Source organism: Microbacterium testaceum, assembly GCF_001476285.1.
GTDB lineage: Bacteria > Actinomycetota > Actinomycetes > Actinomycetales > Microbacteriaceae > Microbacterium > Microbacterium testaceum_B.
In genome coordinates this window covers 1-11,833 of the sequence record NZ_LDRU01000037.1, presented here as the reverse complement: position 1 = coordinate 11,833, position 11,833 = coordinate 1, and the positions used below count along the sequence as shown (strand labels likewise).

11 protein-coding genes are annotated in these 11,833 nt (G+C 68.7%); 3 read left to right on the top strand and 8 right to left on the bottom strand.

Translation table 11 applies throughout. The features are described 5' to 3' along the window. Positions 1–16: 16 nt before the first annotated feature. A complete protein-coding gene (locus NS283_RS07605; protein WP_058596262.1) occupies positions 17–1,645 on the bottom strand; it encodes an ABC transporter substrate-binding protein in 1,629 nt (542 codons plus the stop codon). 265 nt (positions 1,646–1,910) lie between these two features. Between NS283_RS07605 and valS the strand changes: the two genes are divergently transcribed. Together valS and NS283_RS07595 are read left to right on the top strand one after the other, a co-directional pair. After that, complete coding sequence (gene valS, locus NS283_RS07600) at positions 1,911–4,478, top strand: valine--tRNA ligase (protein WP_058596261.1); 2,568 nt, start codon at positions 1,911–1,913, stop codon at positions 4,476–4,478. After that, positions 4,478–4,726, top strand: a complete 249-nt coding sequence (locus tag NS283_RS07595) for a hypothetical protein (protein WP_058596260.1) — start codon at positions 4,478–4,480, stop codon at positions 4,724–4,726. The genes valS and NS283_RS07595 overlap by 1 nt, the downstream gene beginning before the upstream one ends. A gap of 7 nt (positions 4,727–4,733) precedes the next feature. Here the strand turns inward: NS283_RS07595 and NS283_RS07590 are convergent, their stop codons facing one another. Together NS283_RS07590 and NS283_RS07585 are read right to left on the bottom strand one after the other, a co-directional pair. After that, positions 4,734–4,955, bottom strand: a complete 222-nt coding sequence (locus tag NS283_RS07590; RefSeq protein WP_058596259.1) for a hypothetical protein — start codon at positions 4,953–4,955, stop codon at positions 4,734–4,736. Continuing rightward, the gene (locus NS283_RS07585; RefSeq protein WP_058596258.1) at positions 4,952–5,542 is read right to left on the bottom strand and encodes an ArsR/SmtB family transcription factor; all 591 of its coding nucleotides are present in this window, start codon (positions 5,540–5,542) and stop codon (positions 4,952–4,954) included. The genes NS283_RS07590 and NS283_RS07585 overlap by 4 nt, the downstream gene beginning before the upstream one ends. A gap of 81 nt (positions 5,543–5,623) precedes the next feature. On the opposite strand from NS283_RS07585, the gene NS283_RS07580 reads away from it, so the two are divergent. Beyond that, the gene (locus tag NS283_RS07580; protein WP_058596257.1) at positions 5,624–7,675 is read left to right on the top strand and encodes a M3 family metallopeptidase; all 2,052 of its coding nucleotides are present in this window, start codon (positions 5,624–5,626) and stop codon (positions 7,673–7,675) included. A gap of 160 nt (positions 7,676–7,835) precedes the next feature. Here NS283_RS07580 and NS283_RS07575 read toward each other — a convergent pair whose 3' ends face one another. From NS283_RS07575 to NS283_RS07555, 5 genes are all read right to left on the bottom strand, one after another. Continuing rightward, positions 7,836–8,393, bottom strand: a complete 558-nt coding sequence (locus tag NS283_RS07575; protein ID WP_058596256.1) for a hypothetical protein — start codon at positions 8,391–8,393, stop codon at positions 7,836–7,838. 5 nt (positions 8,394–8,398) lie between these two features. Beyond that, positions 8,399–9,667 (bottom strand): ATP-dependent Clp protease ATP-binding subunit ClpX, encoded by a 1,269-nt coding sequence (gene clpX / locus NS283_RS07570; RefSeq protein ID WP_058231495.1) that lies wholly within the window; start codon positions 9,665–9,667, stop codon positions 8,399–8,401. Between the two features lie 168 nt (positions 9,668–9,835). Continuing rightward, positions 9,836–10,498 carry an ATP-dependent Clp protease proteolytic subunit gene (locus NS283_RS07565; RefSeq protein ID WP_058596255.1) on the bottom strand — a complete coding sequence of 221 codons (663 nt, stop codon included), beginning with the start codon at positions 10,496–10,498 and terminating at the stop codon, positions 9,836–9,838. Between the two features lie 23 nt (positions 10,499–10,521). Beyond that, entirely contained in the window at positions 10,522–11,106 is a 585-nt protein-coding gene (locus tag NS283_RS07560) for an ATP-dependent Clp protease proteolytic subunit (protein WP_013586418.1), read from the bottom strand. Positions 11,107–11,184: 78 nt separating this feature from the next. Further along, positions 11,185–11,673, bottom strand: a complete 489-nt coding sequence (locus NS283_RS07555) for a tetratricopeptide repeat protein (RefSeq protein ID WP_058596254.1) — start codon at positions 11,671–11,673, stop codon at positions 11,185–11,187. Positions 11,674–11,833 lie beyond the last annotated feature (160 nt).

The window sequence follows — 11,833 nt, the reverse complement described above, 5'->3', positions numbered from 1 at the left end:
TGTGGTGTGCGGGCGATCAGCCGACCGAGGCGGTCGCGAACAACGGGCGACCGTAGAGGTCGAAGGTCAGGCCGGACACTCTCGGAGTGATGGCGCTGATCAGGGCGGGGCTGTACAGCGGGACGATCGCGGCGTGCTGCGCGTTCCACTGCTGCACCTGCGCGTAGATGGCGTTCCGCGCGGCCTGATCGGTCGTCGAGGCGCCCTCCTGAAGCAGGGCGTCGAGCGCGGGATCGCTGACCTGCGAGGCGTTCTGGAAACCGTCGCTGGCGAGGTGGCTCCGCAGCAGGTCGGGGTCGACGCCCGAGAAGCCCCAGTCGGTCAGATCGAACGTCTTGGGACCGTACTGCTCGTTGTACGCGCCGGGTTCCAGCACCTCGCGCTGCAGGTCGAAACCGACAGCCTTGAGGTCGCTCTGGATCGCGTTCGCGAGCGCCGCGCGGTCGTCCGGGACCGGGGTCCATGCGATCCACCGGGCGGTGAGACGCTGACCGTTCTTGGTGCGAATGCCGTCGGCATCCCGTCCCGTCCATCCGGAGGCGTCCAGCAGCGCGTTCGCCTCGGCGGGGTCGAACGGCCAGGAGTTCTCCAGGCTCGCGTCGTAACCGGGCGTCGTGGCGCCGAGGATGCTCCAGGCGCGCGGGTACTGCCCGAAGAAGATCTCCTGCACGGCCGTGTCGACGTCGATCGCGCGACTGAAGGCCTGCCGCACGTTCTGGTCGGCGAACACCCCGTACTTCTCGTTCAGGTACAGCGAGTAGGGCAGGCCCGGGTACGCGATCGACTCGACGGTGTCATCGCCCGGAACCTGCGAGACGAGGTTCGGCGGGAGGTTCGTGACGACGTCGGCCTGGCCGCTCGACAGCGCGCCGAGGCGCACCGAGGCCTCGGGGAGGATGTCGACGCGAAGCGTCTTGAACGCCGGCTTTCCGCCGCCGTCGGGTCCCCACGTGTAGTCGTCGTTGCGGGTGTACACGATGTCCTGATCGGGCGTGTACTCGGTCAGCTCGAAGGGGCCGGTGCCGACGTTCACCCCGGGACCGCCGGCCTTGAGCTGGTCGGCCTTCGCCGAGAGCACGGCGGGCGAGTAGAACCCGAGCAGAGCCGTGCTCGCGGCCTGCAGGAAGGGTGAGTAGGGCTGCGAGAAGCGCACGCGGACGGTGTGCTCGTCGACGACGTCGGTGCCCGCGTAGAGGTCGCCGCCCAGCATCGAGGCGGCCTGGGCCGACGCGGTCGCCGGGTCGACGATGCGATCGAAGTTCGCCTTCACGGCCGCCGCGTCGAAGGGCGTGCCGTCGTGGAAGGTCACGTCGTCACGGAGTTGGAAGACGTAGGTCGCGCCGCCGTCCTCGACCTCCCACGAGGTCGCAAGCCACGGCGAGAACGAACCGTCGGCCTCCTGGAAGACGAGCGAGTCGAGGACCGCGCGCTGGACCATCGCCGACACGTCGAGCTGGCTGGTCTGCGGGTCCATGTGACCGGCCGAGAGGTTGGCTCCCTCGATCGCCCAGACGAGCTCGCCGTCTCCCTCGGCCGCGGGGTCGGAACCGGCGCACGAAGCGAGGGTCAGAGCGGCGACCGCGGCGACGGCCACCGTCGAGAGCACGCGGCGGGCGAGCCGCCCGCGGGAAGGCACAGAAGGCATGGAGCAACCTCGGAGTTTTCGATGGGGAACCTTCAGACTACCGGTGTTCCTGGACCCAGTGCGGAAAGTTGGGGCGCGGAGGGGTGGCCCGCAGATCCGGAGAAGGGCGCTGCATCCTGACGCAGCGCGCGAATGCATCCGGGTCCGGCCGCGATCTCCGGATCTGCGCGCCGCGCTCTCGCGCGCGACTCCCCCGGTATCCTGGAAGCCACACCCATCAGGCACGCTCACACAGTGCCGCCCATATCGCTCGAGGAGTACCCCCATGGCCACCATTCCCGACAAGCCCGCCCTGGAAGGCCTCGAGCAGAAGTGGGACGCCGTGTGGCGTGAGAACGGCACCTACGTCTTCGACCGCATCCGCGCCGCCGAGGCCGGTCGTCAGGGCGTGTACTCGGTCGACACCCCGCCGCCGACGGCATCCGGAAGCCTGCACATCGGACACGTGTTCTCGTTCACCCACACCGACGTCAAGGTGCGGTTCGAGCGCATGCGCGGCAAGACCGTGTTCTACCCGATGGGCTGGGACGACAACGGCCTGCCCACTGAGCGCCGCGTGCAGAACTACTACGGCGTGCGCTGCGACCCGTCGCTCCCCTACGACGCCGACTTCACCCCGCCGTTCGCGGGAGGCGACAACAAGAGCAGCAAGGCCGCCGACCAGGTGCCGATCAGCCGCCGCAACTTCATCGAGCTGTGCGAGCAGCTCACCGTCGAAGACGAGAAGCAGTTCGAGGACCTCTTCCGCGAGCTGGGCCTGAGCGTCGACTGGACGCAGACGTACCGCACGATCTCCGACGACTCGATCCGCACGAGCCAGCTGGCGTTCCTGCGCAACATCGAGCGCGGCGAGGCGTACCAGGCGCTCGCGCCGACGCTGTGGGACGTGGACTTCCGTTCCGCGATCGCCCAGGCCGAGCTCGAGGACCGCGACCAGCCCGCCGCGTACCACCGCGTGGGCTTCGCCAAGACCGACGGTTCGGGCGACGTGTTCATCGAGACCACCCGCCCCGAGCTGCTGCCCGCGTGCGTGGCCCTCGTGGCCAACCCCGACGACGAGCGCTACCAGCCGCTGTTCGGCTCGACCGTGCGCACGCCCCTCTTCGACGTCGAGGTGCCGGTGCTCGCCCACCCCCTCGCGCAGAAGGACAAGGGCTCGGGCATCGCCATGATCTGCACGTTCGGCGACGTGACCGACATCATCTGGTGGCGCGAGCTCGACCTCCCCAACCGCACGATCATCGGCAAGGACGGTCGCATCGTCGCCGACGCCCCCGACGTGATCGTGACGGATGCCGCGCAGGCTGCGTACGCGGAACTCGCGGGCAAGACCGTGTTCAGCGCCAAGAAGCGCATCGTGGAGCTGCTGCAGGAGTCCGGCGCCATGGAGGGCGCCCCGAAGCCCTTCACCCACCCCGTGAAGTTCTTCGAGAAGGGCGACCGGCCGCTCGAGATCGTGTCGACGCGCCAGTGGTACATCCGCAACGGGGCTCGGGATGCCGAGCTGCGCGAGCGCCTGATCTCGCTCGGTCGCGAGATGTCGTGGCATCCGGACTTCATGCGCGTGCGCTTCGAGAACTGGACCAACGGGCTCACCGGCGACTGGCTCGTGTCGCGCCAGCGCTTCTTCGGCGTGCCGATCCCGGTCTGGTACGCCCTCGACGAGAACGGGGAGCGGGACTACGACCGTGTGCTGACCCCCGACCTGGCGTCGCTGCCCGTCGACCCGACCACGGACGTGCCCCCGGGCTACACCGAAGACCAGCGCGGTGCGGCCGGCGGCTTCGACGCCGAGCGCGACATCCTCGACACGTGGGCGACGTCCTCCCTCACCCCGCAGCTGGCCGGCGGCTGGCAGCGCGACGACGAGCTCTGGAACCTCGTGGCGCCGTTCGACCTGCGCCCGCAGGGTCAGGACATCATCCGCACCTGGCTCTTCTCGACCATGCTGCGCAGCGCCCTCGAAGACGACCGGAACCCCTGGTCGGATGCTGCGATCTCGGGCTTCATCGTCGACCCCGACCGCAAGAAGATGTCGAAGTCGAAGGGCAACGTGGTGACGCCCGCCGACATCCTGAAGCAGCACGGCTCCGACGCGGTTCGGTACTGGTCGGCGTCGAGCCGCCTCGGCACCGACGCGGCCTTCGACCCGCAGAACCCGACGCAGGTAAAGATCGGTCGACGCCTGGCGATCAAGCTGCTGAACGCGGCGAAGTTCGTGCTGTCGTTCCCGGTGCCCGAGGGCGCGCAGGTCACGCACGCGCTGGACGCGTCGATGCTCGCGACGCTGGATGCCGTCGTGCGCGACGCCACCGCCGCCTTCGAGGCGTACGACCACGCGCGTGCGCTCGAGATCACGGAGTCGTTCTTCTGGACGTTCTGCGACGACTACCTCGAGCTCGTCAAGGAGCGCGCGTACGACCAGACCGACGTGGGTCAGGCCTCCGCGGCTCTCGCGCTGCGCACGGCCCTGTCGACGCTCGTGCGCCTGTTCGCGCCCGTGCTTTCGTTCGCGTCGGAGGAGGTGTGGTCGTGGTTCGAAGAGGGCTCGGTGCACACTGTCGCCTGGCCCGAGCCGCTCGGCATCGAGGGCGACCCGGCGGTGCTGACCGCCGTGAGTCAGGCGCTCATCGGCATCCGTCGCGCCAAGACCGAGGCAAAGGCCTCGCAGAAGACGCCGGTCACCTCGCTGACCGTGTCCGGGCCGCACGTCGAGGCCCTGCGCCTCGCGGAGGGCGACCTGCGCGCGGTGGGACGCATCGAGACGATCGCCTTCGCCGAGGGCGAGACCACCACCGTCACCGACATCGTGTTCGCACCCCAGGAGGACTGATGCAGCTCGGAACCCGTTGGACCGCCCGCGAAGAGCCGCCGAAGGCTGTTCCCGAGGTGCTCCACGCGCAGATCGCCGCGGTCGAGGAGGCTCTCAACCCCGACGGGCTCAGCGCCCCCGCGCCGCGGTGGACGCTGACCTTCCTCGAAGGCCGTCCGGTGGCTGAGCTCGACACCGGCGTCGTCGTGACGCAGGATGCCGCGGGCGAGGTCGTCGTGCGCTACGACGAGGGCGACGAGTTCGCCTGAGTCGACGTCAGCGGATGCGGAGCGTGAACTCCGCCTCCGCGGTCAGTGACCGCCCGCGATCACGGGCGGTGTCGCGCGTGCGGGTGGTGAGGGCTCGATTCTCGCGCGCCCGCATGCGGTGTTCGGCGGCTCGCGCGAGCGCCCGCGAGAGAGCGATCAGTGCGCGGTCGAGAGCGGTCGGCGCGAGCGCGCGGGGCGCGGTGGGCAGGGAAGTCGTCAGGGTGGTCATGATGCGGCTCCTTGAATGGGCAGGGGGAAGACGTCGGCGCGCACCGACACCACGCGCACAGCGTCTCCGGTCTGGTCTCGGTATCGGGCGACCGTCTCGTCGATCACGGTCTGTAGCCGAGCGCTGAGCTCGGCCATCTGTTCGGCTGTCAGCCTCGCGCTGGCGGTGGAGATCAGGGTGGCGTCCCGCCACTCAGCGGTCTCGTCCCACCCGTGGCGCACGAAGTGCATGAGCTGCTCCTGTCGCAGCGTCAACGTCTCGCTCGCGACGACCTCTTGTACGGCTCGACCGGCGGGGGTCTTCGCGAGTTCGGGGTCCGACAGCGTGACGGCGCCGGCGGGACGCTCCCACCACCGCTCTCGCGCGGTTCCGCGCCCTTCGACCTCGCGGATGAGGTCGTGACGCGCGAGTGCACGCAGGTGGTAGCTCGTGGCTCCTGTGGACTCCCCCGTCAGCGCGGCCAGTCCGCTCGCCGTCTGAGCCCCGTACTGGCTGAGCAGATCGAACAGGCGCACGCGGAGGGGGTGGGCGAGGGCGCGCAGCGCGCCGGCGTCGAGGATGCGTTCGCGGGGCGACTCCGTGTTCATAGTGCAAAGATACCTTTGCAATCGCATCTATGCAAATACTTCTTTGCATCCGGGCATGAGGCAGATGACTACGCTGGACGGATGACGGATGCCGTGACCAATCCCCTCCTCTCACCGCCCGCTCTCCCCTACGATCTGCCGCCCTATGGCAGCATTCGCGCCGAGCACTACCTGCCCGCGTTCCGCGAGGCGTTCGCCGCGCACCGGGCCGAGGTGGAGCAGATCACCTCGCAAACCGACGCGCCGACCTTCGAGAACACCCTGATGGCCCTCGAACGCAGCGGGGCTCTGCTCGATCGCATCGCCCGCACGTTCTACACGGTGTCGTCGGCGGACGGCACGGCCGAGATCCAGGCCGTCGAGGAAGAGCTCGCGCCGCTCATGGCCGCCCACAGCGACGCCATCCAGCTGGACGCGACCCTTTTCGCCCGCATCTCGGCTCTTCACGCGCAGCTCGATGAGCTGGGTCTGGATGCCGAGAGCCGCCACCTCGTCGAGCGTCACCACCGCGAGATGTCGTTGGCCGGTGCCGGTCTCGACGACGAGCAGAAGAAGCGGCTCACCGACCTCAACCAGCGTCTCTCGGTCCTGACGACGACGTTCGAGAAGAACCTCCTCGCGGACACCAACGATCTCGCCGTCGTGTTCGACGATGCCGCCGAACTCGACGGACTGAGCGAGGGCGAGCTGTCGGCCGCCGCACAGGCCGCCACCGCCCGCGGGCTCGACGGTCGGTACGTCGTCACCCTCACGCTCTACACCGGACACCCTTACCTCGCGTCCCTCGCGAACCGCGAGAGCCGGCGCCGGCTGCTCGAGGCATCGCGTGCGCGTGGCGCACGTGGCAACGAGCACGACAACCGCGAGGTCCTCCGCGAGATCGTGCGCCTCCGCGCCGAGCGCGCGGCACTCCTGGGGTACCCGTCTCACGCGGCCGCGATCCTGGCCGATCAGACGGCCGGGTCCCCTCAGACCGTGCACGACCTCCTGCGTCGCCTCGCCGTGCCCGCTGCGACGAACGCCCGGTCGGAGCAGGCCGCGCTCCAGCGCATCGCCGACGCCGACGGCATCCGGATCGAAGCCCACGACTGGGCCTTCTACACCGAGAAGGTGCGCGCGGCCGAGTACGACCTCGATCGCGCGGCCCTGCGCCCCTGGTTCGAGGCCGAGCGCGTGCTCCGCGACGGCGTCTTCTTCGCGGCCGAACAGCTGTACGGCGTGACGATCACCGAACGTCACGATCTGCAGGGCTACCACCCCGACGTCCGCGTGTTCGAGGTGCACAACGCCGATGGCAGTGAACTCGGACTGTTCCTGCTCGACCTGTACACGCGCGACTCCAAGCGCGGCGGCGCCTGGATGAACTCGATCGTCACCCAGTCGGCCCTGCGCGGGACGGCTCCCGTCGTCGTCAACAACCTGAACGTCAACAAGCCGGCGCCGGGCACGCCCACTCTGCTCACGCTCGATGAGGTCACGACGCTCTTCCACGAGTTCGGTCACGCCCTGCACGGGCTGTTCGCCACGGTCACCTACCCGCACTTCGCCGGCACCGCGGTCCACCGCGACTTCGTCGAGTTCCCGAGCCAGGTCAACGAGATGTGGATCCTCTGGCCCGAGATCCTCACGAACTACGCCCGTCACATCGACACCGATGAGCCTCTGCCCGCGGACGTCGTCGAGAGGCTGCACGCGTCAGAGGCCTTCAACCAGGGTTTCGCGACGAGCGAGTACCTCGCGGCATCCTGGATCGACCAGGCGTGGCACGGCCTGTCGGTCGACGAGGCGACCGCCGACATCGACGTCGCGGAGTTCGAGGCGACAGCGCTGGCCGACATCGGCCTCGACAACCCGGCTGTCCCCACCCGTTACGCCTCGACCTACTTCGCGCACGTGTTCTCGGGCGGCTACAGCGCGGGCTACTACTCGTACATCTGGAGCGAGGTGCTCGATGCCGACACGGTGGAGTGGTTCCGCGACAACGGCGGTCTCACGCGCGACAACGGCGACCGCTTCCGGCAGCGGCTCCTCGGTGTGGGAGGGTCGGCCGATCCGCTCGCCGCGTACCGCGACTTCCGGGGCAGGGATGCCGAGATCCAGCCACTGCTGGAGCGTCGGGGCCTGACGGGCTGAGCGATCAACCCGTCCCTGGTGGCGGCGGCGACTCCCATAAACGCTGTTCGCTCACGGAAACACGTTCTCCTCGTGTTTCTGTGAGCGAATCGTGTTTATGGGCGGCTGCGCGCGCGGGTGCCGGCCACAGCAGCGCGGCGCGGCCGGCACCATGCGCCCTCTAGCGCCAGCCCAGGACCTCGCGCACGAAAGCCTGGGAGGCCGGAGCTCTGTCGTTCGGGACACCGTGCAGGGGCTCGCGCGACACGACGTTCCCCGACGCCTCGACCCGGTCCAGAGCCGCTTTCAGCAGGGGGGCCGCGTCGTTCGACGAGGTCCACCCTCGGACGGTGACGTGAGAGAAGGCGACGAGCTCCGCGCCCTCGCGGTGGGCCCGCGCACTGGCCATGACGAGGGTCGGCGTGGCGTGACGCCAGAGGCCGGGCACCACCGTCAGAAGAGTGTCCGACAGCATGGCATCCACGAATCCGGTGTTCCACGACGGATTCGGGTGGCCGATGCGGACGTCCTGGGCGACCCACTCCGAGCCGCGCTCCCTCAGCGCCCGGGCCACACGATCGTCCCCGAGGTCGAAACGCTCCTCGCACAGGGCGTCGAGAGCGAGCGAGAGAGCGGCGTCCGGCGTGTCGCGGAGCACCAGTCGAGCACCGCGCGCGATCCCGCCGACGGTGAACGGCCGGACGCGCAGCGATTCGCCGCGTCCCCGCCAGCCGCCCACGCGTGTCAGGCGCTGCGACGCTTCTGCGCCAGGACGATCGTCGGCTGGGCACCGTCCTCGACCGCCGCGCGCGTGATGACGACCTTCGCGATGTCGTCGGACGACGGCACGTCGAACATGATCGGCCCGAGCACGTCCTCGAGGATTGCGCGCAGTCCGCGCGCGCCCGTCTTGCGGGCGACGGCGAGGTCGGCGATCGCGCGCAACGCGTCCTCGTCGAACTCGAGTTGCACACCGTCGAGCTCGAACATGCGCTGGTACTGCTTGACGAGCGCGTTGCGCGGAGCGGTGAGGATCTCCATGAGCGCGTCCTGGTCAAGGGGCGAGACGGATGCCACGACCGGGAGACGACCGATGAACTCGGGGATGAGACCGAACTTGTGGAGGTCTTCGGGCAGCGCTTCGCTGAAGAGGTCGGGTGCGTCCTCCTTGCGGTGCAGCGGAGCGCCGAAGCCCACGCCGTGCTTGCCGACGCGCGCCGAGATGATCTCTTCGAGACCCGCGAAGGCCCCGGCCACGATGAACAGGACGTTCGTCGTGTCGATCTGGATGAACTCCTGGTGCGGGTGCTTCCGGCCGCCCTGCGGCGGCACCGAGGCGACCGTGCCCTCGAGGATCTTCAACAGCGCCTGCTGCACGCCCTCGCCCGACACGTCGCGCGTGATCGAGGGGTTCTCGGCCTTGCGGGCGATCTTGTCGACCTCGTCGATGTAGATGATGCCCGTCTCGGCGCGCTTCACGTCGAAGTCGGCGGCCTGCAGGAGCTTGAGGAGGATGTTCTCGACGTCTTCGCCGACGTAGCCGGCCTCGGTGAGAGCCGTGGCATCCGCGACCGCGAAGGGCACGTTCAACCGCTTCGCGAGAGTCTGCGCGAGGTAGGTCTTGCCGCAACCGGTCGGACCGAGGAGCAGGATGTTGCTCTTGGCGATGTCGATCTCTTCGGCACGCGCCTCGGCGGGCTGCAGGGTGCCGTGCGCACGGACGCGCTTGTAGTGGTTGTAGACGGCGACGGCGAGAGCGCGCTTCGCGGGCTCCTGTCCGACGACGTACTCCTCGAGGAACGAGAAGATCTCGCGCGGCTTCGGGAGGTCGAACTCGGCGACCTCACCGGCCGAGGACTCGGCCATGCGCTCTTCGATGATCTCGTTGCAGAGCTCGACGCACTCGTCGCAGATGTACACGCCCGGACCGGCGATCAGCTGCTGCACCTGCTTCTGGCTCTTTCCGCAGAAGGAGCATTTGAACAGATCGGCGCTTTCTCCGATGCGTGCCATGCCTGTTCCTCCTCGTCACTCGGCGCCCTCACGCCTGTGTGCCACGAGCCTAACCCGTGCCCGAGCGAACCGAGGGCATTTGCGCCCGCGGTGCCGGTGTGATCCGCGCAAGACGACGCCCCGCAGACCGAGACGGGTCTGCGGGGCGTCGTCGAGAAAGCGCGGGTATCAGGCGGTGAGTGCCGCCGGCTGACGCTTGCGCGTGGTCAGCACCTGGTCGACGATGCCGTACTCCATCGCCTCCTGGGCGGAGAGGATCTTGTCGCGGTCGATGTCCTTGTTGACCTTCGCCGCGTCCTGACCCGTGTGGCGCGCCATGGTCTCTTCGAGCCAGGTGCGCATGCGCAGAATCTCGGCGGCCTGGATCTCGATGTCTGACGCCTGTCCGTGACCGGCCTCGCCCATCGCGGGCTGGTGGATCAGGATGCGGGCGTTGGGCAGGGCGAGACGCTTGCCGGGCGCGCCGGCGGCGAGCAGGACGGATGCCGCGGACGCGGCCTGTCCGAGCACGACCGTCTGGATCTGCGGCGAGACGTACTGCATCGTGTCGTAGATCGCCGTCATGGCCGTGAACGAGCCACCGGGCGAGTTGATGTACATGATGATGTCGCGGTCGGGGTCCTGCGACTCGAGAACGAGCAGCTGGGCCATGACGTCGTCTGCCGAGGCGTCGTCGACCTGGACGCCCAGGAAGATGACGCGGTCCTCGAACAGCTTGTTGTAGGGGTCCTGACGCTTGTAGCCGTAGGCGGTGCGCTCCTCGAACTGAGGAAGGACGTAGCGGCTCGAAGGCATGTGCGCCGCAGCGCCGCCGAAGGTGGGGATGTTCATATCGGTGTCCTTTTCCTCTCGACTCAGGCCGCGGTTCCGCCGCCGCCGGTGACGTCGGTGGCGTGTTCGCGCATGTGGTCGACGAAGCCGTACTCGAGGGCTTCCTGAGCGGTGAACCAGCGGTCGCGGTCACCGTCGGCGTTGATCTGCTCGACGCTCTTGCCGGTCTGCGAGGCGGTGATCTCGGCGAGGCGGCGCTTCATGTCGAGGATGAGCTGAGCCTGCGTCTGGATGTCGCTCGACGTTCCGCCGAATCCGCCGTGGGGCTGGTGGAGAAGCACGCGGGCGTTGGGCGTGATGTAGCGCTTGCCCTTGGTGCCGCTCGTCAGCAGCAGCTGCCCCATCGAGGCCGCCATGCCGATACCGACGGTGACGATGTCGTTCGGCACGAACTGCATCGTGTCGTAGATCGCCATACCGGCCGTGATCGAGCCGCCGGGCGAGTTGATGTAGAGGTAGATGTCCTTCTGCGGGTCTTCTGCGGCGAGCAGGAGGATCTTCGCGCAGATCTCGTTGGCGTTCTCGTCACGCACCTCCGAACCGAGCCAGATGATGCGGTCCTTCAGCAGCCTGTCGAAGACGCTCGTTGCCATAAGGGGTTCGGGCATTTGTGCTCCTCTTCCGGTGATCTGCAACGAATCTACCGGCGCGTTCCGGGGCGGGATGCCGTGTTCGCCGCGGGCGGATCAGACGCGGTCGTCGGCGATTTCTCGCGCGTATCCGGTCACCGACCGGGTATAGCGCGGAAGGTGCGGGGCGAGGGCCTGAAGGGCGATGGATGCCGCCCGCTCGGGCTCGCCGCTCGACACCAGCGCGAGCGCGTAGAACGCCGCAGCCGCGTCGTGCAGGGGTCCGCGCGGTTCGCGCTCGTACTCCGCGCGCAGCATCGCGAGGGCTTCGGCGGTCTTGCCCAGGTTGCGGATGGTGCTGGCGAGCTGGATCGTCGCGCGCGTGCGGCGCTCGTCGTCGAGACCGAGCGCGAGGGCACGGCGGTAGAGGACCTCCGCCTCGTCCTCGACACCGGCCGAGTCGCGTGCACCCGCTCGCTCGAACAGGGCCACCGCGTCGTCCTCCGGCCGTTCGCTCGAGAGCGCGTCGATCCGCTCGATCACGTCACCGGGCGTGAGGGTCTCGTCCGCCCAGACAGCGTCCACTCGGTTCTGCCAGTCGTTCATGATGGGCCCGATCCTTCTCTGTGCGGTGCCCGCCGAGTGTCCAAGACACGCCGTTTCCCCACCGGGCATTGCGGCGTGTCTTGGACACTCGACGGTTCTGTTCGGGTGCGCGTTTCGGTAGCGCGGTCCCGGGAACGCGAAAGGGGGCGGATGCCATGGC

What these genes read in the sequence shown, in the direction of transcription:
- NS283_RS07560 (WP_013586418.1), bottom strand. Translation starts at nt 11,106, where the DNA reads ATGCCCGAACCCCTTATGGCAACGAGCGTCTTCGACAGGCTGCTGAAG.
- NS283_RS07605 (WP_058596262.1), bottom strand. Translation starts at nt 1,645, where the DNA reads ATGCCTTCTGTGCCTTCCCGCGGGCGGCTCGCCCGCCGCGTGCTCTCG.
- NS283_RS07580 (WP_058596257.1), top strand. Translation starts at nt 5,624, where the DNA reads ATGACGGATGCCGTGACCAATCCCCTCCTCTCACCGCCCGCTCTCCCC.
- NS283_RS07590 (WP_058596259.1), bottom strand. Translation starts at nt 4,955, where the DNA reads ATGACCACCCTGACGACTTCCCTGCCCACCGCGCCCCGCGCGCTCGCG.
- valS (WP_058596261.1), top strand. Translation starts at nt 1,911, where the DNA reads ATGGCCACCATTCCCGACAAGCCCGCCCTGGAAGGCCTCGAGCAGAAG.
- NS283_RS07555 (WP_058596254.1), bottom strand. Translation starts at nt 11,673, where the DNA reads ATGAACGACTGGCAGAACCGAGTGGACGCTGTCTGGGCGGACGAGACC.
- NS283_RS07565 (WP_058596255.1), bottom strand. Translation starts at nt 10,498, where the DNA reads ATGAACATCCCCACCTTCGGCGGCGCTGCGGCGCACATGCCTTCGAGC.
- NS283_RS07585 (WP_058596258.1), bottom strand. Translation starts at nt 5,542, where the DNA reads ATGAACACGGAGTCGCCCCGCGAACGCATCCTCGACGCCGGCGCGCTG.
- clpX (WP_058231495.1), bottom strand. Translation starts at nt 9,667, where the DNA reads ATGGCACGCATCGGAGAAAGCGCCGATCTGTTCAAATGCTCCTTCTGC.
- NS283_RS07595 (WP_058596260.1), top strand. Translation starts at nt 4,478, where the DNA reads ATGCAGCTCGGAACCCGTTGGACCGCCCGCGAAGAGCCGCCGAAGGCT.